18 protein-coding genes are annotated in these 24,902 nt (G+C 64.2%); 6 read left to right on the top strand and 12 right to left on the bottom strand.

What is annotated here, in order from left to right:
- The 9 genes from rpoC to ET21_RS0100995 all read right to left on the bottom strand — a co-directional run.
- Positions 1-4,324, bottom strand: a 4,324-nt coding sequence (gene rpoC, locus ET21_RS0101035) for a DNA-directed RNA polymerase subunit beta' (RefSeq protein ID WP_237751458.1), incomplete at its 3' end; no start/stop codon positions are given.
- Between the two features lie 160 nt (positions 4,325-4,484).
- On the bottom strand, positions 4,485-8,648 hold the full coding sequence (gene rpoB / locus ET21_RS0101030) for a DNA-directed RNA polymerase subunit beta (protein WP_021236980.1): 4,164 nt from the start codon (positions 8,646-8,648) through the stop codon (positions 4,485-4,487).
- A gap of 333 nt (positions 8,649-8,981) precedes the next feature.
- A complete protein-coding gene (locus ET21_RS0101025) occupies positions 8,982-9,983 on the bottom strand; it encodes an inorganic phosphate transporter (RefSeq protein WP_021236981.1) in 1,002 nt (333 codons plus the stop codon).
- A 155-nt stretch (positions 9,984-10,138) separates the two neighbouring features.
- Entirely contained in the window at positions 10,139-11,254 is a 1,116-nt protein-coding gene (locus tag ET21_RS0101020) for a DUF47 family protein (RefSeq protein WP_030538234.1), read from the bottom strand.
- A 113-nt stretch (positions 11,255-11,367) separates the two neighbouring features.
- Positions 11,368-13,536: a TonB-dependent receptor gene (locus ET21_RS0101015; RefSeq protein WP_030538233.1), complete on the bottom strand. Its 2,169-nt coding sequence runs from the start codon at positions 13,534-13,536 to the stop codon at positions 11,368-11,370.
- Between the two features lie 190 nt (positions 13,537-13,726).
- Positions 13,727-14,662: a LysR family transcriptional regulator gene (locus tag ET21_RS0101010; RefSeq protein ID WP_030538232.1), complete on the bottom strand. Its 936-nt coding sequence runs from the start codon at positions 14,660-14,662 to the stop codon at positions 13,727-13,729.
- A gap of 88 nt (positions 14,663-14,750) precedes the next feature.
- A complete protein-coding gene (gene rdgB, locus ET21_RS0101005; protein WP_021236985.1) occupies positions 14,751-15,380 on the bottom strand; it encodes an RdgB/HAM1 family non-canonical purine NTP pyrophosphatase in 630 nt (209 codons plus the stop codon).
- Positions 15,381-15,480: 100 nt separating this feature from the next.
- Positions 15,481-16,197 carry a ribonuclease PH gene (rph, locus tag ET21_RS0101000; RefSeq protein WP_021236986.1) on the bottom strand — a complete coding sequence of 239 codons (717 nt, stop codon included), beginning with the start codon at positions 16,195-16,197 and terminating at the stop codon, positions 15,481-15,483.
- A gap of 20 nt (positions 16,198-16,217) precedes the next feature.
- Positions 16,218-16,439, bottom strand: coding sequence for a hypothetical protein (locus tag ET21_RS0100995; RefSeq protein WP_030538231.1), 222 nt, complete (start codon positions 16,437-16,439; stop codon positions 16,218-16,220).
- Between the two features lie 39 nt (positions 16,440-16,478).
- Here ET21_RS0100995 and ET21_RS0100990 point away from each other — a divergent pair, with 39 nt between their 5' ends.
- The 5 genes from ET21_RS0100990 to ET21_RS0100970 all read left to right on the top strand — a co-directional run bounded on the left by ET21_RS0100990 (position 16,479) and on the right by ET21_RS0100970 (position 19,946).
- Complete coding sequence (locus ET21_RS0100990; protein WP_030538230.1) at positions 16,479-16,985, top strand: DUF6438 domain-containing protein; 507 nt, start codon at positions 16,479-16,481, stop codon at positions 16,983-16,985.
- 45 nt (positions 16,986-17,030) lie between these two features.
- A complete protein-coding gene (hrcA, locus tag ET21_RS0100985) occupies positions 17,031-18,074 on the top strand; it encodes a heat-inducible transcriptional repressor HrcA (RefSeq protein WP_021239930.1) in 1,044 nt (347 codons plus the stop codon).
- The gene (gene grpE, locus ET21_RS0100980; RefSeq protein ID WP_021239929.1) at positions 18,071-18,625 is read left to right on the top strand and encodes a nucleotide exchange factor GrpE; all 555 of its coding nucleotides are present in this window, start codon (positions 18,071-18,073) and stop codon (positions 18,623-18,625) included. The genes hrcA and grpE overlap by 4 nt, the downstream gene beginning before the upstream one ends.
- 421 nt (positions 18,626-19,046) lie before the next feature.
- Entirely contained in the window at positions 19,047-19,664 is a 618-nt protein-coding gene (locus tag ET21_RS0100975; protein ID WP_030538229.1) for a PadR family transcriptional regulator, read from the top strand.
- Positions 19,665-19,667: 3 nt separating this feature from the next.
- Positions 19,668-19,946 carry a DUF2218 domain-containing protein gene (locus tag ET21_RS0100970; RefSeq protein WP_030538228.1) on the top strand — a complete coding sequence of 93 codons (279 nt, stop codon included), beginning with the start codon at positions 19,668-19,670 and terminating at the stop codon, positions 19,944-19,946.
- Positions 19,947-20,801: 855 nt separating this feature from the next.
- Here the strand turns inward: ET21_RS0100970 and sdhA are convergent.
- From sdhA to sdhC, 3 genes are read right to left on the bottom strand one after another with little or no spacing between them, the layout of a single operon-like run.
- Complete coding sequence (gene sdhA / locus ET21_RS0100965; protein WP_021239926.1) at positions 20,802-22,616, bottom strand: succinate dehydrogenase flavoprotein subunit; 1,815 nt, start codon at positions 22,614-22,616, stop codon at positions 20,802-20,804.
- Positions 22,616-23,005 (bottom strand): succinate dehydrogenase, hydrophobic membrane anchor protein, encoded by a 390-nt coding sequence (gene sdhD / locus ET21_RS0100960; RefSeq protein ID WP_021239925.1) that lies wholly within the window; start codon positions 23,003-23,005, stop codon positions 22,616-22,618. Before sdhD ends, sdhA begins: the two co-directional genes overlap by 1 nt.
- Positions 23,005-23,400 (bottom strand): succinate dehydrogenase, cytochrome b556 subunit, encoded by a 396-nt coding sequence (gene sdhC, locus ET21_RS0100955; protein WP_030538227.1) that lies wholly within the window; start codon positions 23,398-23,400, stop codon positions 23,005-23,007. The genes sdhD and sdhC overlap by 1 nt, the downstream gene beginning before the upstream one ends.
- A gap of 166 nt (positions 23,401-23,566) precedes the next feature.
- Between sdhC and ET21_RS0100950 the strand changes: the two genes are divergently transcribed.
- The gene (locus ET21_RS0100950; RefSeq protein WP_030538226.1) at positions 23,567-24,898 is read left to right on the top strand and encodes a methyl-accepting chemotaxis protein; all 1,332 of its coding nucleotides are present in this window, start codon (positions 23,567-23,569) and stop codon (positions 24,896-24,898) included.
- Positions 24,899-24,902 lie beyond the last annotated feature (4 nt).

Raw genomic sequence — 24,902 nt, 5'->3', positions numbered from 1 at the left:
CCTTGTTGCCCATTATGCCCGGCCACACACGGAAATCCTGACAGTCCCCGCTCTTGAGCAGGTAATCGCCGGCATCCGCATCGGTGCCATGCGCTTCCCCGCTGACCATGCCCAGCGGATCGTCGCCGATCGCGGCTTCCGGGCCCTGCGCCAGTTCGGCGGCATGCTCCTCAGCGGCCGTCTTGGGCGCGATCAGGTCGACCTGGCTCGACGCCCGCAGAGCGGCCCGCATCGCTGCGTCACGCGACGAGGCGGCAACGCGCATGCGGTTCATGCCAGCGCCCGTGCCCGCCGGGATGAGGCGGCCGACGATGACGTTTTCCTTCAGGCCAACCAGCGTGTCCTTCTTGCCCTGAACCGCCGCTTCCGTGAGGACGCGGGTGGTTTCCTGGAAGGACGCCGCCGAGATGAAGCTGCGCGTCTGGAGCGAGGCCTTGGTGATGCCGAGCAGCACCGGCTTGCCTTCGGCGGGCTGGTATCCGGCCGGAAGCTTGGCGTTGATCTCGTCCATCTCCTCGCGATCGACCTGCTCGCCCACCAGCAAGGTGGTGTCGCCTGACACGGTGATCTCGACCTTTTGCAGCATCTGACGAACGATCGTTTCGATGTGCTTGTCGTTGATCTTCACGCCCTGCAAGCGATAGACTTCCTGGATTTCCGCGACCAGATATTCGGCCAGCGGCTCAATGCCGAGAACTTCCAAGATGTCATGCGGGTCGGGCGAACCACCGATCAGGTTGTCGCCGCGCTTCACATAGTCGCCTTCCTGAACGTCGATCACCTTGCTCTTGGGGATCAGATATTCGACCGGCTCGCCGCCATCCTCAGGGACGATGGCGATCTTGCGCTTCGCCTTGTAATCCTTGAGGAACTGGACGCGGCCCGACACCTTGGCAATGATCGCATTGTCCTTGGGCTTGCGGGCTTCGAACAGTTCGGCGACGCGCGGCAGACCGCCGGTGATGTCGCGGGTCTTCGCGGCTTCGCGAGAGACACGCGCCAGCACGTCACCGGCCTGAACCGCCTGACCGTCCTCGACCGACAGCGTAGCCCCGACCGCCAGCATGTAGCGGGCAGCTTCGCCCGACTGGTCGTCCAGCAGGGTGAGGCGGGGACGCAGATCCTCCTTGGTGCGGGCGGAACCGCGATGCTCGGTGACGACGCGCTGGGCGATGCCGGTCGCTTCGTCGGTCTGTTCCGTCAGCGTCTTGCCGTCGATCAGGTCCTGATACTTCACGATACCCGGCTTTTCCGTGATCACCGGCATGGTGAACGGGTCCCACTCGGCGAAGCGATCGCCCTTCTTCACGGCATCGCCATCCGCGAACAGGATGGTGGCGCCGTAAGGCAGGCGGTGCGTTTCGCGCTCGCGGCCTTCGCTGTCGATGATCGCGATCTCGCCATTGCGGGCAAGGCTGAGGCGGCGGCCATTCTTGTCGGTGATGGTCGGCATGTCGCGCAGCTCGATCGTGCCGTCCGACATGGCTTCCAGGTTCGACGTTTCGTTGAAGTTCGCCGCGCCGCCGATGTGGAAGGTACGCATGGTAAGCTGCGTGCCCGGCTCACCGATGGACTGCGCCGCGATGACGCCGACCGCTTCACCGATATTGACCGGCGTACCACGGGCGAGGTCACGGCCGTAGCACTTGCCGCACACGCCCATCTTGCTTTCGCAGATGAGGGGCGAGCGGATCTTCACGGCCTGCGTCCCGATCGCCTCGATCTGCGCCACCAGCGCTTCGTCCAGCAGCGTGCCGATCGGCACGATGACGCTGCCGTCCTTGCTGTCGACGATGTCCTGCGCCGTGGTGCGGCCCAGGATGCGCTCGCCCAGCGAGGCGATGACCGAACCACCCTGAACGATGGCCTTCATCTCCAGCGCCTTTTCGGTGCCGCAATCCTCCTCGACGACCGTGCAGTCCTGCGACACGTCGACCAGACGGCGGGTCAGGTAACCCGAGTTCGCCGTCTTGAGCGCGGTGTCGGCCAGACCCTTGCGGGCGCCGTGGGTGGAGTTGAAATATTCAAGGACGGTCAGGCCTTCCTTGAAGTTCGAGATGATCGGCGTTTCGATGATTTCGCCCGAAGGCTTGGCCATCAGGCCGCGCATGCCGGCAAGCTGCTTCATCTGGGCCTGCGAACCACGAGCGCCCGAATGCGCCATCATGTAGATGGAGTTGATCGGGGCCATGCGGCCGGTGTTCGGGTCCTTGGGCTGGGCGCGGATTTCGTCCATCATGGCGTTCGCGACCTGGTCGCCGCAACGGCTCCAGGCGTCGATCACCTTGTTGTACTTTTCCTGCTGGGTGATCAGGCCGTCCTGATATTGCTGCTCATAATCGGCCACCAGCGCCTTGGTTTCGTCGACCATCGCGGTCTTCGAATCCGGGATCACCATGTCGTCCTTGCCGAACGAGATGCCCGCCTGGAACGCGTGGCGGAAGCCCAGCGCCATGATGGCGTCGGCGAACAGCACCGTGTCCTTCTGGCCGGTGTGACGATAGACCTGATCGATGACGTCGCCGATTTCCTTCTTGGTCAGAAGGCGGTTGACGACGTCGAAGGGCACCTTGTGGCTCTTGGGCAGGCATTCGCCCAGCAGCATGCGGCCCGGCGTGGTCTCGAACCGCTTCATATACTGGTTGCCATTCTCGTCGGTCTGCGGGACGCGCGAGATGATCTTCGAATGCAGCGTCACGGCCTTGGCATAGAGGGCCTGGTGGACCTCCTGCATGTCGGCCAGCAGCATGCCTTCGCCCGGCTCGCCTTCGCGCTCCATGGACAGGTAATAGATACCCAGGACCATGTCCTGCGACGGCACGATGATCGGCTTGCCGTTCGCGGGCGAGAGGATGTTGTTGGTGGACATCATCAGCACGCGCGCTTCCAGCTGCGCCTCAAGGCTCAGCGGAACGTGGACGGCCATCTGGTCACCGTCGAAGTCCGCGTTGAAGGCCGAGCAGACGAGCGGGTGAAGCTGGATCGCCTTGCCTTCGATCAGCACGGGTTCGAACGCCTGGATGCCGAGGCGGTGGAGCGTCGGCGCGCGGTTCAGCATCACCGGATGCTCGCGGATCACCTCGTCCAGAATGTCCCAGACTTCCTTGCGCTCCTTCTCGACCCACTTCTTCGCCTGCTTCAAGGTCATGGACAGACCCTTGGCGTCGAGGCGGGCGTAGATGAAGGGCTTGAACAGTTCGAGCGCCATCTTCTTGGGCAGGCCGCACTGGTGCAGCTTGAGTTCCGGGCCGGTCACGATGACCGAACGGCCCGAATAGTCGACGCGCTTGCCGAGCAGGTTCTGGCGGAAGCGGCCCTGCTTGCCCTTGAGCATGTCGGACAGCGACTTGAGCGGACGCTTGTTCGCGCCAGTGATCACGCGGCCGCGGCGGCCATTGTCGAACAGCGCATCGACGGCTTCCTGCAACATGCGCTTTTCGTTGCGGACGATGATGTCCGGCGCGCGCAGTTCCATCAGCCGCTTCAAGCGGTTGTTGCGGTTGATCACGCGGCGATAGAGATCGTTGAGGTCCGACGTCGCGAAGCGGCCGCCGTCCAGCGGCACCAGCGGGCGCAGTTCGGGCGGGATGACCGGCACCACGTCCAGGATCATCCATTCGGGACGGTTGCCCGAATCCAGGAAGCTTTCCACGACCTTGAGCCGCTTGATGATCTTCTTGGGCTTGAGTTCCGACTTGGTGGTCGCCAGTTCTTCCAGCAGCGCCTGCTTTTCGCCCTCAAGGTCGAGGTCCATCAGCATCTGCTTGACCGCTTCCGCGCCGATGCCGGCGGAGAAGGCGTCCTCGCCATATTCGTCCTGCGCGTCGAGCAGTTCGTCTTCGGTCAGAAGCTGGAACTTCTCCAGCGGCGTCAGGCCCGGCTCGGTGACGATGTAGCTCTCGAAGTACAGGACGCGCTCAAGCTGCTTGAGCTGCATGTCGAGCAGCAGGCCGATGCGCGAAGGCAGCGATTTCAGGAACCAGATGTGCGCGACGGGGGCGGCCAGTTCGATATGGCCCATCCGCTCGCGGCGGACCTTCGACACCGTGACTTCGACACCGCATTTTTCGCAGACGATGCCCTTATACTTCATGCGCTTATACTTGCCGCACAGGCATTCATAGTCCTTGATCGGACCGAAGATGCGCGCGCAGAACAGGCCGTCACGTTCCGGCTTGAACGTACGGTAGTTGATGGTTTCCGGCTTCTTGATCTCGCCGAAGGACCAGGACCGGATGCGCTCCGGGGAGGCAAGGCCGATCTGGATCTGGTCGAAGGTTTCCGGCTTCTGGATCGGATTGGCGAAGTTCGTCAGTTCGTTCATTTTTTAGCTCCTAAGCCAAAGGCTTCAGGTTCAAATTCCGTCCGTTCGCACTGAGTAGGGGCTGAGCTTGTCGAAGTCCCGTATCGAAGGGGGCCTTCGATACGGGACTTCGACTTCGCTCAATGGCTACTCAGGACGAACGGTAATGGCACAGGCCGGCTTACTCCGCCGCCTGCGCGAAGCCGTCATCGTCCTCGATCTCGTCCATCGACGCGAGTTCGACATTGAGGCCCAGCGAGCGCATTTCCTTGACCAGCACGTTGAAGCTTTCGGGAATCCCGGCCTCGAACGTGTCGTCGCCCTTGACGATCGCCTCATAGACCTTGGTGCGGCCGACAACGTCGTCCGACTTCACCGTCAGCATTTCCTGAAGCGTGTAGGCGGCGCCATAGGCCTGGAGCGCCCACACCTCCATTTCACCGAAGCGCTGGCCGCCGAACTGCGCCTTACCGCCCAGCGGCTGCTGGGTAACAAGCGAATAGGGGCCGATCGAGCGAGCGTGGATCTTGTCGTCGACCAGGTGGTGCAGCTTCAACATATAGATGATGCCGACAGTCACCTTGCGGTCGAACTTGTCGCCCGTGCGGCCGTCATACAGGTCCGACTGGCCCGACGAGTGCAGCCCCGCCAGTTCCAGCATCGCCGACACGTCGGCTTCGCGCGCGCCGTCGAACACCGGCGTCGCCATCGGCACGCCGCGCGCCAGATGTTCGGCCAGATCGACGATCTGCTCGGCCGTGCGGCCTTCGATCTGGTCGGCATATTGCGGGCCATAGGTTTCCAGCAGGCGGGTCTTCACCGCGTCCGGCATCTCGCCGCCCTGCGCGTTCGGATTGGCTTCACGCCATTCCTCCAGCGCATGCTTGAGCTGCTGGCCAAGGCCGCGCGCGGCCCAGCCCAGATGCGTTTCGAAGATCTGGCCGACATTCATGCGCGACGGCACGCCCAGCGGATTGAGCACGATATCGACATGGGTGCCGTCCTCCAGAAACGGCATGTCCTCGATCGGCAGGATGCGCGAGATGACGCCCTTGTTGCCGTGACGGCCAGCCATCTTGTCGCCCGGTTGCAGCTTGCGCTTCACCGCGACGAAGACCTTGACCATCTTGAGCACGCCCGGCGGCAGTTCGTCGCCACGCTGGAGCTTGTCGACGCGATCCTCGAACTTCTCGACGATCAGCTTGACCGCCTCGTCATACTGCGCCTTGACGGCTTCGATACCGGCCTGACGGGCGTCGTCCGCGACCGCGAACTTCCACCATTCATGACGCTCGACCTCGTTGAGCAGCGCCTCGTCAATCTCCACGCCCTTGCGCACGCCCTTGGGCGCGGCGGTCGCCACCTGGCCGAGCAGCATTTCCTGCAAGCGGTTGAACGTCGCGCGGTTGAGGATGGCGCGCTCGTCCTCGCGGTCCTTGGCGAGACGGTCGATTTCCTCCCGCTCGATCGCCATGGCGCGCTCGTCCTTGTCGATGCCGTGGCGGTTGAAGACGCGGACTTCCACGACCGTACCGGCGACGCCCGGCGGCAGGCGCAGGGACGTGTCGCGCACATCGCTCGCCTTTTCGCCGAAGATCGCGCGGAGCAGCTTTTCTTCCGGGGTCATCGGCGATTCGCCCTTGGGCGTGATCTTGCCGACCAGAATGTCGCCCGGCTCCACTTCGGCGCCGATGTAAACAATGCCCGCCTCGTCGAGGTTGCGCAGCGCTTCCTCGCCGACGTTCGGAATGTCGCGGGTGATGTCTTCCGGCCCCAGCTTGGTGTCGCGGGCCATGACCTCGAACTCCTCGATATGGATCGAGGTGAAGACGTCATCCTTCACGATCCGCTCGGAGATCAGGATGGAGTCTTCATAGTTGTAGCCGTTCCAGGGCATGAACGCGACCAGCGTGTTCCGGCCCAGCGCCAGCTCGCCGAACTCGGTCGACGGGCCATCGGCGATCACGTCGCCCGCTTCGACCAGATCGCCCACCTTCACCAGCGGACGCTGGTTGATGCAGGTGTCCTGGTTCGAACGCTGGAACTTCTGGAGCGTGTAGATGTCGACGCCCGACTGGCCGGGCTCGATATCGCCGGTCGCGCGGATGACGATACGGGTCGCGTCGACCTGGTCGATGATGCCCGCGCGGCGCGCCGCGATGGCAGCGCCGGAGTCCCGCGCAACCGTGCCTTCCATGCCGGTGCCGACGAACGGCGCCTCGGCACGGACCAGCGGCACGGCCTGACGCTGCATGTTCGATCCCATGAGCGCGCGGTTGGCGTCGTCATTTTCCAGAAAGGGAATGAGCGAGGCCGCGACCGACACCAGCTGCTTGGGGCTGACGTCCATCAGCGTGATGTGGTCCTTGGGCGCCATCAGGAATTCGCCCGCCTCACGCGCGGAGATCAGGTCTTCGGCAAAGGTGCCGTCGCTGTTCAGTTCCGCGTTCGCCTGCGCGATCGTGTGCTTGGCTTCCTCCATCGCCGACAGATAGACGACCTCGTTGGTCACCTTGCCGTCGATCACCTTGCGGTAGGGCGTTTCGATGAAGCCATATTTGTTGACGCGGCTGAACGTCGCCAGGCTGTTGATCAGACCGATGTTCGGGCCTTCGGGCGTTTCGATCGGGCAGATACGGCCATAATGGGTCGGGTGAACGTCGCGGACTTCGAAGCCGGCGCGCTCGCGGGTCAGGCCGCCCGGCCCAAGCGCCGACACGCGGCGCTTGTGGGTGACTTCCGACAGCGGGTTGGTCTGGTCCATGAACTGCGACAGCTGCGAGGAACCGAAGAACTCACGCACCGCGGCCACGGCGGGCTTGGCGTTGATGAGGTCGTTCGGCATCACCGTCGACACGTCGACGCTCGACATGCGCTCCTTGACCGCGCGCTCCATGCGCAGCAGGCCGACGCGATACTGGTTTTCCAGCAGTTCGCCCACGGAACGGACGCGGCGGTTGCCCAGATTGTCGATATCGTCGATCTCGCCCTTGCCGTCCTTCAGGTTCACCAGTTCCTTGACGACCGCCAGGATATCCTCCGTGCGCAGCGTCGTGACGGTGTCCTCGGCGTCGAGGTCGAGGCGCATGTTCATCTTCACGCGGCCGACCGCCGACAGGTCGTAACGTTCGGGATCGAAGAAGAGGCCAGCGAACAGCGCTTCGGCGGTTTCCTTCGTCGGCGGTTCGCCAGGGCGCATCACGCGGTAGATGTCGGCCAGCGCCTGGTCGCGCTCCTCGGCCTTGTCGGCCTTGAGCGTATTGCGGATCCAGGGGCCGGTGGTGACATGGTCGATGTCCAGCAACTCCAGACGGTCGATGCCCGCCTTGTCCAGCTTTTCGAGATTTTCAGGCGAAACCTCGTCGCCAGCCTCGATATAGATCTCGCCCGTCTTCTCGTTGATCAGGTCATAGGCGCTGTAGCGGCCATAGACTTCCTCGGTCGGGATCAGCAGGGTTTCAAGCCCGTCCTTCTCCGCCTTGTTCGCGGCGCGGGGGCTGATCTTGTGACCGGCGGCGAAAACGACTTCGCCCGACTTGGCGTCGACGATGTCGAAGGCGGGCTTCTGGCCGCGCCATGCTTCGGCGGTGTAGGGGATCTGCCAGCCGCCTTCGCCGCGCAGGAAGGTCACCTTGTTGTAGAAGTGGCCCAGAATGTCTTCGGCATTGAGGCCCAGCGCATAGAGCAGCGCCGTCACCGGCAGCTTGCGCTTGCGGTCGATGCGGACGTTGACGATGTCCTTCGCGTCGAATTCGAAGTCCAGCCACGAACCGCGATAGGGGATCACGCGCGCGGCGAAGAGATATTTGCCCGACGAGTGGGTCTTGCCCCGGTCATGGTCGAACAGAACGCCCGGCGAGCGGTGCATCTGCGACACGATCACGCGCTCGGTGCCGTTGACGATGAAGGTGCCGTTCTGCGTCATGAGCGGCATGTCGCCCATGTAGACGTCCTGCTCCTTGATATCGAGCACGGAGCGGGTTTCGGTGTCCTGGTCCACCTCGAACACGATCAGGCGCAGCGTGACGCGCATCGGCGCCGCATAGGTGATGCCGCGCTGACGGCATTCCTCGACGTCGTACTTCGGCTCCTCCAGCTCATAATGGACGAAGTCCATCTCGGCGGTGCCGGCGAAGTCGCGGATCGGAAAGACCGAGCGCAGGGTCTTTTCCAGGCCCGACACATAACCGGTCTTCGGGTCTGACCGCAGGAACTGTTCATAGCTCTCCCGCTGGACCTCGATCAGGTTCGGCATCTGCACCACTTCGTGGATGTCGCCGAATACCTTTCTGATGCGCTTCTTCGCGCCGGTATTGCTGATCGGGGGGAGAGCTCTGGTCGCCATTGCGTATCCTGCCTGTTGCCTAAGCGTGTAATTCGTCGCATTTTTTCGCATCGCAACGAAAATTCAGCCGGAGCGTTGGCGGCTAAAGGGTGATTCGCCCCTCTGCCGCCACGCAAAAAAGTGCGGGCCGGGGCTGTCCGATCCGCACTGTCAGCGTCTTGTGACCCGCCGCTTTCGCCCAATCCCGCCGGTTTCGCGCGCTAATCGAAGCCGGTCCCCGGGCGATCCGGGGGACGGCCGCCGCACCGCCCAAGGGCGGCATGACAGCCGGATTTCGAAACTGCATATAGAATGCCGTTCGCCCTTTGTGAAGGGGGGTGGGCTGCCTTCTGTTCAGAACAAGCGCGTAAGTTCGTAGAAGCCAGCGCCGATCAGCCCGGCGGCCGGCAGGGTGACGACCCAGGCGACGACGATGCTGGACGCCACGTTCCAGCGCACGGCCGACAGGCGGCGGGATGCGCCCACGCCCACGATCGCGCCGGTGATCGTGTGGGTGGTGGACACCGGCACGCCCAGATGCGTCGCCATGAACAGGGTGATGGCGCCGCCCGTTTCCGCGCAGAAGCCCTGCGCCGGGCTCAGCCGGGTGATCTTCGACCCCATCGTATGGACGATCTTCCATCCGCCCAGCAGCGTGCCGATGCCCATCGCCGCCTGGCAGGAGATCACCACCCAGAAGGGAACGTGGAAGCCGCCCTCCAGCATGCCCTGCGAATACAGCAGGACGGCGATGATCCCCATCGTCTTCTGCGCGTCGTTGCCGCCATGGCCCAGCGAGTAGAGCGAGGCCGACACGAGCTGGAGCTTGCGGAACACCCGGTCCGCCCCCTGCGGCGTGAAGCGGCGGAATATCCAGCTGATGATCAGCACCAGGAACAGCGCCAGTATCAGGCCGATCGCGGGCGACATCACGATCGCGGCGCTGGTCTTGAACACGCCGCTCCACACCACCGCGCCAAGGCCCGCCTTCGCCGTGCCCGCGCCCAGCAGGCCGCCGATCAGCGCATGGCTGCTGGAGGAGGGTATGCCCAGCGCCCAGGTGATCAGGTTCCACGCGATCGCGCCCATCAGCGCGCCGAAGATCACCTGCGGATCGATGATGCTCGCCTCGACAATGCCCTTGCCCACCGTCTCCGCCACATGAAGGCCGAAGAAGAGGAAGGCGATGAAGTTGAAGAAGGCCGCCCACGCGACCGCATATTGCGGCTTCAACACGCGCGTCGACACGATCGTCGCGATGGAATTGGCCGCATCGTGCAGCCCGTTCAGAAAGTCGAAGGCAAGGGCGATGCCGATCAGCGCGATCAGCAGCGGGAAGGCGAGTTGGGCTTCCATGAAACGAACGTCTACCCTTCAGATCCCGTTCGCACTGAGTAGCCGCTGAGCTTGCCGAAGCGGCGTATCGAAGCGCCGGGCCTGCGCGGCCCTTCGATACGGGCCTTCGACAGGCTCAGGCCCCACTCAGGACGAACGGTGGTGGAGGCTTGTCATCAAGCGTGGTCTATGACCAGACCGGAAATCTCGTTGGCGACGTCCTCGAACCTGTCGGTCACCTTTTCCAGATGGGCGTAGATTTCGTTGCCGACGACGAAGTCCATCGGATTGCCCTGCCGCGCCTTGTTGTAGAGCGCTTTCAGGCCCGCCTCGTGCAATATGTCGGCATGGCCTTCCAGCTTCACGAGCCGTTCGGTCAGGTCGTGCAGCCGGACAGAGTTGAGGTTGAGCGACCGCAGCAGCGGCATCGCTTCCGCCGTGATGCGCGCGCATTCCACGATCAGCGCGCTCATATCCTGCATCTGCGGCGCGAAATCCTTGACCTCGAACAGGGCGATGGCCTTCGCGGTCTGGTTCATCTGGTCGATGGCATCGTCCATCACGCCGATCAGGCCCGTGATAGCGCTGCGGTCGAACGGCGTCACGAAGATGCGGCGCACATCCTGCAACACTTCGCGGATGATATCGTCCGCCTCATGCTCGCGCGCGGAGATTTCCGCGATGTGCGCATCCATGTCCGGCCCGCCTTTCAGCAGCCGGGCGAGCGCGTCCGCCCCCGCGACCAGCATCGCGGCATGATCCTCAAACTGTTCGAAAAAGCGGCCCTGCTTGGGCATCAGCGCGTGAAACCAGCGCAGCATTCCAGTCCTTTCGCCTTGCCATTCCCTGATCCGCAGCAAAATCCGAAAGAACCAGCCGGGATTACGCGGCGGCTCGCGAAAGGCCGCGATAATGGATTGGAGATCGGGTTCGTCCACCGCCTTCGCGGCCTCGGCGACCGGAAACCAGCGCAGTTCCCTCTGCCCCTGTTCGGGCCATTGCGGCAACTGGCCCGTCACCGCAAGGGGGAAAACGTCTACCGTCGCCTCGCGCGTGCCGCCCTTGCGCCGCCGCTTGTCATAGCGGTAGCGGCCCAGCGGCGCGGGGCAGGCGATGCCGTGAATGCCCGCTTCCTCATAGGCTTCCAGCTCCGCGGCGCGGTGCCCGGCCATGCCCTTGATCCGGTTGCCCTTGGGAATGACCCACCGCCGCGTGTCGCGCGACGTGATCAGCAGGATTCGCATCGATCCCTGGGCGTCGGTGGCGTAGGGAAGGGCGGCGATCTGGCGCATCACCAGACCTCCGGCGCGGTCTGGCCCTTGCCGCCAATCGCTGATCGCCCCTCATCCATGATTGCGCTATGTAACGAAACCGTCACACAGCGCAATCAACTAGGTTTATCGATTCAGATGGACAGGCGCGCCGTGACGCGGATGTCACGCCCGGCCAGCGGGGCGAAATCCTTGAGCACGCTGGCATGTCGCCGCGCTTCCACGTCGAAGATATTGTTCGCCGACAGGCTGATGGCCGTGCGGCTATTGTCCTTGAACGGCTTGAACGACACCGAAGCGTTGACCAGTGTGAACCCGTCCGTGGGCGTTTCCGTTTCGGCGATCCGCCGCTGGGCAAAGCTATGTTCCACCTCCGCGCGCCAGCTTAGCCGGTCGTCCTGCAACTCGACGCCGCCCAGCAGCCGCAGCGGCGGGATCCTGACCGCAGGCCCGGACCCGGTGATGGTCGCCCGGACATAATCCGCCATGCCGTCCAGATTGACCGCATAGCCGCCGATCCGGCCCAGCTTCACCGACGCTTCGGCCTCGAACCCCAGATAGCGGGCGTCGGACTGCGCATATTGGTAGCAGGGGAATTCCAGCGGCTTGCCGCCATTCGCCGCCATGCAGGCGGAATCATCGGCCAGCGCGTCGTAGATGAAGCCCTTGAACCAGTTGTGATAGGCCGACAGCGACAGGGAATAGCCCGGCCCTTCGCCCCGCAAGCTTCCTTCGACGCCCCAGCTCTTTTCCAGGCCAAAGGACGGATCGCCCAGTTCGAATGCCTGCGTGCCCGCATGATTGCCGCGCGCGAACAATTCCTCGGCCGATGGCGCGCGTTCGGTGCGCGCGACGTTCAGCCCCAGCCGCCAGCCGGGCACGATCTGCTGGCTCGCACCGGCCGACGCGGAAAAGGCGTCGAAGCTGCGGCGCTGCCCGGTGATGAACAGGTCCGCGTCAGGGTCCGACCGCAGCCAGCTTTTTTCGAAACGGGCGCCCGCCTCCAGCCGCGTGTCGCCCAGATCGACCGATTGCAGGGTGAAGACGCCCAGCTGCTCCGTCTCGTTCTTCGGCAGGAACTTCTCTTCCCCGTCTGCGGAGAAGCGCCGGGTGAAATATTGCACGCCCGTCGCCCCGTCCCAGCCGCCCCGGCGCGACTGGACGAACTCCAGGCGGCTTTCCATCGACTGGTTGCGGAAGGTGGTGCCGACCTCGCCCGTGGGTTCGATCTCCTGATGCTGGTAGGTGGCCCAGCCCGCGCGCAGGCGGATGCTGTCCAGAAAGCCGCCATTGACCGCCACCTCGCCGCGCAGGTCGGCGCGCGTCTGGCGCATGTTCAGCGTCACGTCCTCATGGCCATGGCCTTCTTCATGATCGTGACCCTCTTCGTCATGGTCATGGCCGTGATCATGATCGTCCGCGTCCGTCACGTCGAAGCGGGACGGCACGCCATAGCGGTTCTCGCTGTGCGACACGGATATGCCCAGATTGCCGCGATCGCCGATATAGGCAAAGCCGCCCGCGACCTCCCATGTCTCTGCGGCCGTGTTGGGCAGCTTGCCGCGCTGCCGCCCGTCCTCCCGAATCTCCTCATCGTCCGAAGCGGCCGCGATCCTGCGCAGCGGCGCGGCCAGAATATAGCCGCCGGTGCGCAGATCGTCCGTCTTCGTATAGCTGCCGTCGAAATGCGCCACCAGACCGGCGGCCACCGGCACCTCCAGCTCGCCTGCGACGGTGCGCTCGTCCGCGGCGCTGCCATAGGTGGCGATGCCGTCGATATGGACCGGCTCATCCGGCACGCGGCGCGGGATGCGGCTGTCGATCACATTGACCACGCCGCCGATCGCCGACGATCCGTAGAGCAGCGCGGACGGCCCGCGCAGCACCTCGATCCGGTCGGCGGTCAGCGGGTTGATCGCGACCGCATGATCGACCGATGTGTTCGACACGTCGAAGCTGCCGATGCCGTCCGTCAGGATGCGAACGCGCTCGCCCTGAAAACCGCGCAGCACCGGGCGGGAGGCGTTGGGGCCGAAGGACGTCGCCGAAACGCCCGGCTGGCGCGCCAGCGTCTCGCCGATGGTCGGCCGCAATTCGCGGGTGAGCTGCTCGCCGGAAATGACCGAGGTGCCCGACAATATGTCGCCCTGGCGGCGCGGGATGATCGCCGTGACGACGATGTCGGCGCGATCGTCATGATAGGCCTGCGGGCCGGAAGGAGTGCTGGTCTGTGCGAAGAGGGGGAGGGCAGGGGAAAGAGCCGCAATGGCGCAGCTCGCGCGCAACAGGGAAAGCCGGTGCATCAATCATTCGTCCTTCGATATGCCGGAAGCAGCGCTCTCCTATCCTCTATGTTATAACATATCAATAGTGATCTGACCGAAATATGGCGCTTTTTACCCCACCCTGTCCGTTCAGCAGCGGCGAACGGCGCCGGGCGGGACTCAGCCCCAATGACGATGTTTAAGCAGCATCCATGTGAACCGGGGATTTCTACAGAAACAGAAATTCGGCCAGCGCGTCCACGGCCGAACCGCCCTGCCCATCGGCCCGCCTTGCCTGCCGCACCTCCACCGCGGGCAGCGGACGCTCCAGCGCGAGGCGGCCTATCCCGCCCAGCCGCCCCAGATCACGCGCCAGCGGCCCAAAGGCGGCAAAGCAGCCCGCGCCTTCCCGCAATATGGTCATGATGTCGAACATATTGTCCGTCTCCAGCACCGGATCGCCGGTGCGGATGCCTTCGCGGGCCAGCGCCGTGTCGATGATCCGGCGCAGCGGATTGGGCGGCTCCATCATCAGCATCGGCGTGATCGCCAGATCGTCCGGGCTGACGCTGTCGCGCCGCGCCAGGGGATGATCCTTGCCCGCATAGAGGTTGATCTGCTCCGACCAGCCATAGCGCGACGGCAGGTGCGCGGCTTCCCCCAGCGCATAGAAATAGGCGATGTCGACGCGCCCCGCGTCCAGCGCCGCCGCCGCCTCGTCGGCAAGGTGGATGGTGAGGTCCAGCGTGATCGCCACATCCTCATTGGCGGCTTCGAACGCGGCGAGCGCTTCCTGAAAGCGGCCGAACACCGGGGCGGGCGCTGCCAGGACGATGGACTGCCGCTGCTCCTGCGTGTTCGGACGGGGCGGCTGCTCCGCCGCTCCCCCGGCGTCCGTCTCCTGCGCCTTGCCCTGGCTCCAGCTTTCCGGGTCGTCCGCCGACAGCAGCGTCATCGCCTCCGCCGTCTTGCGTCCCGCCGGGGTCAGCCGGGCCTTGCCGGAAAGATCGTCGAACAGCCGGTAGCCCAGCCGCAGTTCCAGCGAAGCCAGGTCCCGCGCCACCTGATCGACCGAAACGCCAAGGTCGCGCGCGCACAGCGCAATGCTGCCCGACGCCACCATCTGCGCGAATATATCCAGTTGGCGCAGGGAGGGAGAGGCCATAAGCCCTGTGATAGGGGAAATTCCCCACCGGGTTAAGCGCGATATTCGCCTCCCAAACCGGCCCCGCTCCGGCGAAGGCCGCAGCCCGTCAGAAAACCGCCGCCACCATCTGCGCGAAGGCGTCCGCCCGGTGGCTCATCGCATGTTTCTTCTCCGGCTCCATTTCGCCGAAGCTGATCGCATGGCCGTGCGGCTGGAATATGGGGTCGTAGCCAAAGCCCTTGTCCCCGCGCGGGGGCCAGGTGATCGTGCCGTCGACCCGCCCTTCGAACACCTCGACATGGCCGTCGGGCCAGGCCAGCGCGAGCGCGCAGACGAAATGCGCGTCATGGCCCGCATCCGGCCCCTTGGCCTGTATCGCGTCCCACACCAGCCGCATCGCCAGCCCGAAATCCTTCGCCTCACCGGCCCAGCGCGCCGAAAAAATGCCCGGGTCGCCGTTCAGCGCCTCGACGCACAGGCCGCTGTCGTCCGCCAGCGCGGGCAGGCCGGACAGGTCGGCCGCCTGCATCGCCTTCAATTCCGCGTTGGCGATGAAGGTGGTGCCGGTTTCCTCCGGTTCGGGCAGGTCCAGCGCGGCGGCCGATACGGTCTCGATGCCGAAGGGCGCCAGCAGATCGCCAATCTCCCGCACCTTGCCGGGATTGTGGCTCGCTATCACCAGCTTGCCCGGACCCAGCTTGCGGATCGCCTGTTCCTGTCCGAACTCGTCACTCATCTTCGTGCATACCTCGCTCCGTTCGTTTCGAGCTTAGTCGAGAAACGCGCGCATGCGCTATCGGCTTCTCGACAAGCCCGAAGCGAACGGGTGGTGAGAGTCAGCGCCCGGTCGCCTTGTCCTGCGCGGCGAAGATCTGCGCGCAGCCGATCCGCGCCAGCCGCAGCAGCCGCAGCAGCTCCTCCTCGTCATAGGCCGCGCCTTCCGCCGTCGCCTGCACCTCGGCGAACTTGCCGTCGCCCGTCAGGATCAGGTTGGCGTCGGTTTCGGCATTGCTGTCCTCGGCATAATCCAGGTCCAGCACCGGCGTGCCGTTATAGATGCCGCAGCTTATCGCCGCGACCTTCTGCACGATCGGGTCTTCCTTCAGCGCGCCCGATGCGATCAGCTTGTCGATCGCGATGCGCAGCGCCACCCAGCTCCCGGAAATCGCCGCCGTGCGAGTGCCGCCATCGGCCTGGATCACGTCGCAATCGACCACGATCTGCCGCTCGCCCAGCTTTTGCAGGTCGACCACCGCGCGCAGCGACCGGCCGATCAGGCGCTGGATTTCCTGCGTCCGGCCCGATTGCTTGCCCTTCGCCGCCTCGCGGCTGCCGCGCGTGTGGGTCGCGCGGGGCAGCATGCCATATTCGGCCGTGACCCATCCCGAACCCTTGCCGCGCAGGAAAGGCGGCACCTTTTCCTCGACCGATGCGGTGCACAGCACGCGCGTATCGCCGAAGCTGACGAGGCAGCTGCCCTCGGCATGGATGGTGAAGCCGGGCTCCATGGTGATGTCGCGCATCTGGTCGGGCGCGCGGCCGGAAGGACGCATAATTTCTTTCTCCGAAGCGTTCAGTCGCTGCGGCTTAGAGCATCGCGCGAAAAAGTGGGAACCGGTTTTTCGCAAAAAGCGATGCGGTGATCAAATAAGGTGCATCGCGCGAAAAAGTGGGACCGGTTTTTCGCAAAAAGCGATGCGGCGATCAAATAAGGTGCATCGCGCGAAAAAGTGGGAACCGGTTTTTCGAAAAAAGCGATGCGTGGATCGGATAGCCGCGCCGGACGGGACGTCATGCCGGTGGCGATCCGCCGGAAAGATGCTAGGAAGCCTTCATGCGATTGCGATGGACGATATGGGGCGCGGCGGCCCTGCTGGCGGGCTGCGCGACTGAACAGGCGGAGCTGGAACAGCCCGTCGCGGCTGGCGACATCATCCGCTTTTCGGCGGGCCCCTGTTTCGGTGTCTGCCCGGTCTACAGCCTGCGGGTGACGCCGGACGGATCGGGCCTGCTGGAGCCTGAGCGCTTCACCAACGTTCCCGGCCCCACCCGCTTCACGGTCACCCCCGCGCAATATCGCCACTTTCGCGCCGCATTGAGCCAGTTCCGCCCGGCGGCGGGCACGACCCGGCGGATCGCCAATGGCGAAAACTGCACGCGCTTCGCCACCGACATGCCCGGCTATACGATCGAGTGGGTGAGGGGGGACGCGCCGCCCACGCGCCTGGAATATCAGTCCGGCTGCATGGATGCTGGCTATGGCAAGCTGCGTGCCACCATCGCCGCCGTGCCGCGCCTGTTGCAGATCGAACCGATGGTGAAGCCGTCCGCCACGCGATAGCGCACCGGCTTGAGTGGCGGGCGATGCTTGCCTAGATAGGTGCGCATGCCGGTCACTCCGATTACCGAATTGAACGAGCGGGCGCGCGACGTCTTCCGGCTGGTGGTCGAAAGCTATCTCGGCACCGGCTTGCCGGTCGGTTCCCGCACGATCAGCAAGCTCGCCTCGCTCAGCCTGTCGCCTGCCTCCATCCGCAACGTGATGCAGGATCTGGAGGAGCTGGGCCTGCTCGCCGCGCCGCATACCTCGGCAGGGCGGATGCCGACGGAAACGGGCCTGCGCCTGTTCGTCGACGGGATGATGCAGGCGGCCGAACCTTCGCCGGAGGAACGGCGCGCGATCGAAGCGGGCATATCGGAGGGCGGCCCGATCGAGGAAGCGCTGTCCGCCGCCACCGCCGCCCTGTCCGGCCTTTCCGCCTGCGCCGGGATCGTCATGGTGCCCAAGCGGGAGCCGGTTCTGCGCCAGTTCGGCTTCGTTCCGCTCAACGGCCGCCAGGCGCTGGCCGTGCTGGTGGGGCAGGACGGATCGATCGAGAATCGGGTGCTCGACCTGCCCGAAGGCGTCACACCGATGATGCTGAACGAGGCGGCGAACTTCATGTCGGCCCGCTTCGGCGGCATGACCCTGCGCGATGCGGGCGAAGCGTTGCGGCGCGAGATGGAAAATGAACGCAGCGCGCTGCAAGGCGCGGCGCGGGAACTGGTCGAACGCGGCATCGCCGTCTGGTCCCACGATGCCGATGACCGCCCCGTGCTGATCGTCCGTGGCCAGGCGCATCTGCTGGACGACGGCACCGCCGCCGACCTGGAAAGGGTGCGGCAATTGCTGGAGCAACTGGAGGGCAAGGAGGAAATCTCGCGCCTTCTGGAAAGCGCGCTGGCGGGCAGCGCGACGAAAATCTTCATCGGTTCGGAAAACAAGCTCTTTTCCCTTTCCGGTTCTTCGGTCATAGCCGCCCCTTACCGGGGAGGCGATGGCCGGGTCGTCGGCGTGGTCGGCGTCATCGGCCCCACGCGCTTGAACTATGCACGGGTGATCCCCATGGTGGATTTCACCGCACAGACCTTGTCGAGATTGATGAGATGAGTGAAGAAAAGCAGAATATCGAAAATAGCGAACTGGTTGACGAACTGCCTGAGGATGCCGCGCCCGCGGGTGATGCCGCTGCGGAGCGGATCGCCGCGCTGGAAGGCGAACTGGCGGCGGCGAAGCAGGACGTGCTCTACGCCCATGCCGAAACGCAGAATGTGCGGCGGCGGCTGGAAAAGGAGCTTGCCGACACGCGCGCCTATGCCGCCACCGCCTTTGCGCGGGACATGCTGTCCGTGGCAGACAATCTCAGCCGCGCGCTCCAGGCCATTCCCGCCGAATTGCGGGAGGATGACAAGTTCAAGGGACTGGTCGCCGGGCTTGAAGCCACCGGCCGGGAACTGGAAAGCGTCTTTTCCCGCAACGGCATCGAAAAGCTGGTCTCCGTTGGCCAGCCGCTCGACCCCAACCTGCATCAGGCGATGATGGAAACCCCATCGGATGAAGCCGAGCCGGGAACGGTTCTGCTGGAAATGCAGGCAGGCTATACCATCAAGGACCGCCTCCTCCGTCCGGCTCTGGTGAGCGTCGCCAAAAAGCCGGACTGAACGGCAACGTCTGACACAGGAAAACCAGGCCCGCCCGGAGGAGACTCCGGCGGGCTTTTCCATGTCCGCGGCGCCCTGCGAAGACGCTCTGGCGAGGCAAGCCGCTCACGAGGGCCAGTCCAGACCTCAGTCAAAATCCCACGCCCGGAACCTGCCTCACCCCCTCCGTTCAGGATGCTCCACTCCGCACGGGATGCTCCCTCCGCTAGATTCGCCCCCGTCCGTTGGGGCTGAGCCTGTCGAAGCCCCTTCTTCTTCTTTCTTCTCCGAACGGCCTCCGAATCATCGCTGACGCCATCTCGCCACGCCAACCAAGCACCCCTCATTTCGTAAATTTCTTCCAAGATATATCGCACCCCTTGACGGCGTCTTAAATTAAGATATATCTAGACACATCAAGACTCACTCGAAAGATATCCAGATGCATCATCATCCACATTCCAGAGCCCACAGGGCCTTCCGCGATCACCCCCGTTTCCTTGGTCCTGAAGGCTTCGGCCGCGGTTTCGGGCATGGCCGGGGCGGCCCCTTCGGCGGCGACCCGATGGGCGGCGGCCGGGGCCATGGCGGGGGAGGGCGCCGCCGCCAGTTCGGCAACGACGCGCTCAAGCTCATCCTGCTCACCCTCATCGCCCGGACTCCCCGGCACGGCTATGACCTGATCCGCGAGATTGAGGGCCTGTCGGGCCAGGCCTATGCGCCCAGCCCCGGCGTGGTTTACCCGACGCTGACATTGCTGGCCGACATGGGCCTGATCGCCGAGCAGGAGGGCGGCGGCGGCCGCAAGCTGTTCGAAATCACCCAGGCGGGGACCGATTATCTCGCCGGAAATGACGCCACCGCCCAGGAAGCGATGGCGCGTCTGGCCTCGCTCGCCAGGCGGGCCGAGCGGGTGGACGGCGCGCCGATCCGCCGCGCCATGCACAATCTCTCCATCGCCGTGCGCACGCGGCTTGAAAGGGAGGGTGCGGATTCCCAGACCATGTTCGACGTCGCCGCATTGATCGACGAGGCGGCCAGCAAGATTGAAAGGCTCTGACGCATGACCCTGACCGCCCATGTGCCGACGAAGAACGGCAGCCGCTATCTCCAGCAACTCTGCAAGCATTGGAGCCACAAGTTCGAAACGGATTTCGACGCCCGGCAAGGGACGATCGCCTTTCCCATGGGCCCGATCCGCATGACCGCCGAGGAGGAAGCGCTGACCGTCGTCATCGAGCCGCAGGACGGCGCGGATGTGGAGCGTTTCAAGCAGGTGGTCGCCGACCATCTCGACCGCTTCGCCTTCCGCGAAGCCCCGCTTTCCTTCGACTGGCAGTAAACCGCGCGGCACGGCCCCAGCCGCTCGCGCTCGGCGAAACACATGGCGGCGGGGCGGCTGTGCGCCGGTAAAACATCTCCTTTGCGCCTTAGGGCCATGGCGCTGGCGACGGCATTTGCCGTTGTCCGGGCCCTCGCATGAGCATACCTCACCCGCCAGATCAGCGCGGAGCGGGGCGTGGCCCCTTTCGATCAGCAACAGCGGTAACATCGGCAGGCGCACCCGCTGCTCAACCGGCCGCCCCGCTGCCCGGCGTGCCCTTTAGCTCGCCGCCCTCTGCACCGTCCGATCCGGGGAACTGCCTCTCGCCAATCTGTCCGGGCGCTCAAAGCTGCTAGGAAGCCAGCAAACGACGCGGCCTCCCCGCTTGTTACCCTTGGGCCCATCGCCAAAACAAGGGGGCGCTTCTTCTCCGATGCTGCCAAGGCAACGGACCTCGGATCAAGCCTGTTCTTTGCGTGTCGAAGAATCCGAGGTGACGGCCGAGAAGCCTTCATGCGGACGCTTCTGTGCAAGACGATCATGCCCCATTTCGGCGGGGTGGGCAAAGCGGCTCGCGCGGGTGCTGAAGAAATTCTCTGGCGGAATGCGCGAAGCCGCGCGGCCGCTGAAAATTTCTCTGTCCTACAGGCCGATGTCCGCGCTAGGCTTTGTCCCGCTCTTTGAAATTTAACATAATATGTTGGAACCGGGTCCCGAAAAGCGCGGTTTTCTGCGGCCTTGTCGTGTCACTTATGTCACCCTGATCCTACAACATGGGGCAGGGCAGACCAGCGCCCCGACCTCCGCTCCGGTCAAAGAAAAAGGGCGGACTTCGCAGCCCGCCCTCATTTTTAAACCATGCCGGAAGCCCGATCAGTAAACGCGGGCCTTGGGCTGGATATATTCCGCCTCGTCGGTGAGCGTGTAATCATGCACCGGACGGTAATCCAGGCTGACCTTGCCGCCCTTGCCGCCCCAGCCGTCGAACCAGCTGACGGTGTGCTTCATCCAATTCTCATCGTCGCGGTTCGGGAAATCCTCATGGGCATGCGCCCCCCGGCTTTCCTTGCGGTTCTCCGCGCTGACCATGGTGCAGACCGCCTGGGACATCAGGTTGTCCAGCTCCAGCGTCTCGATCAGGTCGGTGTTCCAGATCAGCGAGCGGTCCGACACGCCGACATCCTGGAGCCGCGCATTGACCTGCGCCATCTTCTCGACGCCTTCGGCCAGCAACGCGCTGTCGCGGAACACGGCGGCATGCTTCTGCATCGTGTGCTGCATTTCCAGGCGGATCTTCGCGGTGGGCGAACCGCCCTTGGCGTTGCGGTAATGGTCGAGACGCGACAGCGCCAGATCGGCCGCGTCCTTGGGCAGCGGACGGTGCGACTCATTGGGCTTGATCGTTTCCTTAAGGTGCAGGCCGGTCGCACGGCCGAACACGACAAGGTCGATCAGCGAGTTGGAGCCCAGGCGATTCGCGCCATGGACCGACACACAGGCCGCTTCGCCGACCGCATAGAGGCCCGGCACCACGACTTCGGGATCGTCGCCAACCTTGGTCACCACCTGTCCATGATAGTTACAGGGGATGCCGCCCATATTGTAGTGGACGGTGGGGGTCACCGGCAGCGGCTGGCGCGTCAGGTCCACGCCCGCGAAGATCTTGCCGCTCTCGGTAATGCCCGGCAGGCGTTCGGCCAGCACCTTGGGATCGATATGGTCGAGGTGCAGGAAGATATGGTCCTTGTTCGGACCGACGCCGCGCCCTTCGCGCATTTCCATCGCCATCGAACGCGACACGACATCGCGCGACGCCAGATCCTTGGCCGAGGGAGCATAGCGCTCCATGAAGCGCTCCCCCTCGGAATTGGTGAGGTAACCGCCCTCGCCGCGTGCGCCTTCAGTGATCAGAACGCCCGCGCCGTAAATGCCGGTGGGGTGGAACTGCACGAACTCAAGATCCTGGAGCGGCAGTCCCGCGCGCAGCACCATGCCGCCGCCGTCGCCGGTGCAGCTATGCGCCGAAGTAGCGGAGAAATAGGCGCGGCCATAGCCGCCCGTCGCCAGCACCACCGCCTTGCTGCGGAAGCGATGGATCGATCCATCTTCCATGCAGATGGCGATGACGCCGCGGCATTCCTTGCCATTCGGGCCGTCTTCCATGATCAGGTCGATCGCGAAATATTCGATGTAGAAGTCAGCGTCATATTTCAGCGACTGCTGATAGAGCGCGTGCAGCATCGCATGCCCGGTCCGGTCGGCCGCCGCGCAGGTGCGCTGCACCGGCGGGCCAGCGCCCATATTCTGCATGTGGCCGCCGAAGGGGCGCTGGTAGATCGTCCCATTCTCGTTACGGCTGAACGGCACCCCGGCATGTTCCAGCTCGATGACCGCGGCGGGCGCTTCGCGCACCATATATTCGATCGCATCCTGGTCACCCAGCCAGTCCGACCCCTTGACGGTGTCGTACATATGCCAGGTCCAGTGGTCGGGCGAATTGTTGCCAAGGCTGGCCGCGATGCCGCCTTGCGCCGCCACGGTATGGCTGCGGGTCGGGAACAGCTTGGTGATGCAGGCGGTCTTCAGACCCGCTTCGGCACTGCCCATGGTCGCGCGGAGACCGGAGCCGCCCGCGCCCACCACGACCGTGTCGTAGGTGTGATCGATGATCTTGTAGGCTTCGGACATCAGGAAGCAGCCCCCTCGAATGCGATCTTCGCGATGGCGAAAATACCGGCAGCCGCGCCGGCGATGGTGTAGAAGTTGAGGAGCAGGATGGAGAAGAAGTTCAGTCCCTTGTCATGGACATAATCCTCCAGCATGACCTGCATGCCCAGGCGCAGGTGCCAGAAAACGCTGACTAGCATCAGCATCAGCGGCACGGCGACCAGCGGATTGGCGATCCAGTTGCGCACGCTTTCATAATCGAGGCCGGGCAGGGTGGCGAGATTGAAGACCAGCCACAGCACCAGCAGCAGGTTGCTGACCGAGGTATAGCGGTGCGTCAGCCAGTGGCCAGCGCCATGCCGGGCCGATCCAAGTCCGCGGACGCGGCCGATTCCGGTTCCATTGCCCATCAGATTTTCCCCGCGAAGATGGTGGCCCACAGCGCGATCGTGGCCAGAGTGGAGAGGATCGGGATCACCAGCGACCATGTCTTGTTGGTGTGCAGCTCATAGCCCGCGCCCATGTCCAGCACCCAGTGGCGAATGCCTGACATCATATGCTGGAAGAAGAACCAGCTGATGCCGATCATGACGAGATAACCGATCGGCGAAGTCGCGCATTTGATGAAGGTTGCATAGGCATCCGGGCCGGTCGCGGCCGCCATCAGCCACCATACGACGCCCATCACGCCGACAGTGGCGAGACCATTTCCGGTGATGCGGTGCAGGATGGAGATCGCCATATGCGGCCCCCATTTCCAGATCGTCAAATGCGGCGAGAGCGGCCGGCTGTTGTTTCGCGCCATGGTTACTCCGTCCCTGAAGCTTGTCCCTGAGTCCCGTCCCCTTAGGAGCGATCGGTCAAGAGGGCAACCCGCCCTATCCATGCGGCGAAAAGTCACGGCTAAGAACTGATTAACCAGATTGCGCTATCACGTTGCCGACAAGGAAAGACATTGAGGTTTGCCGCATATGACGTCCGTCGCCACTCCGAAGAGCGCCATGATCGCAAGCATGGCGGAGATCGATCCCACCGGCGAATTGGCGGCCGGGCTACGCGAAATACGCGATCTGGTCGGCGAGAACGCTTCCACCATCGCGCACACTTTCTTCGATTCCTACATGACGCAGTCGAACTTGCGCGCCGCCTTGCCTGCGTCGACCATCGCGAAGATCGAAACGGAGGCGCATGAATATGTCCGCCAGAAGCTCAGCTTCTATGAAGCGGGCAGCTGGGCAACCTCGTCGATCGCCTGCGTCCGTCTTGCCCGCAAGCGCGGGTTGGCGCTCGGTGCAGTGCTGACAGCGGTGTCCGATGCAAACAAGCGGATTACCAGCCTCATCTGGCAAAAGGCTGCGGACGATGCGACGCGCCACCGGTTGCTCGACATCGTCGTCATGGTGGGCATGGTTGACGCCAGCCTGATGACCAACGCCTTTGCGGGTGACGAGGCGGAAACGCAGCGGGACCATCGGCAGCGGATGGGCACTTTGTTCGAACAGCGGATCATGGGTGAGATTGACGGCTGCTCGCAACTGGGCGAATCGTTGCGCGAGCAGGCGAAGGACGCCTCCGCCGCCACGCGCGGCATGCTGGGCAAGGCGTCGGAAGTCGCGGCTGCCGCCGAACAGTCGGCTCTGGCGATGCGGGAAGCCGCCCGCACATCGGCCGGTCTCATCCGCGCGATCGAGGATGCCCGTTCGGAAGTCGAAAGCGCCGCCGGCGTCGCCCAGCGCGCCGCGCGCCAGTCGGGCGAGGCCGTCACCATGTCCGCAACCTTGTCGGAACATGCGAAGTCCATCGAATCGATCCTGGGCCTGATCCGCGACATCGCCGGACAGACGAATTTGCTGGCCCTCAACGCCACCATCGAAGCGGCGCGGGCGGGTGATGCTGGCCGCGGCTTCGCTGTCGTCGCGCAGGAGGTCAAGAGCCTCGCCAACCAGACGGCGCGGGCGACCGACGATATCGCCGGTAAGATCGCTGACATCCAGGCCTCCACCCGGCAGTCGGTGGAAACCAACGAGCGCATCCGCGACACGGTAGGCGAAGTCCAGGCCTGCGCGGAGCGCATCCGCCATGCCATGGATGCCCAGGCGCAGACCGTCACCATGATCACCGCAGCGGTCGATGAAACCGCACTGGCCGCCGACTCGATGTCGACCACCATTTCGGCCATTCGTCAGGATACCGAGGTCGTAGCGTCCGAGATTGACCAGCTGGAACGCGGCTTCATGAGCGTGGAAGGCAAGCTCGCCAGCCTGCGTCATGAATCATCGGAGTTCGGACGGCAGGTCGCCTGACGCT

Origin of the sequence: Sphingobium sp. DC-2, from assembly GCF_000722555.1 — a bacterium.
Taxonomy (GTDB): Bacteria; Pseudomonadota; Alphaproteobacteria; order Sphingomonadales; family Sphingomonadaceae; genus Sphingobium; species Sphingobium quisquiliarum.
Note: the sequence above shows the minus strand (reverse complement) of the source record. Positions and strands in the feature narration are given on the sequence as shown.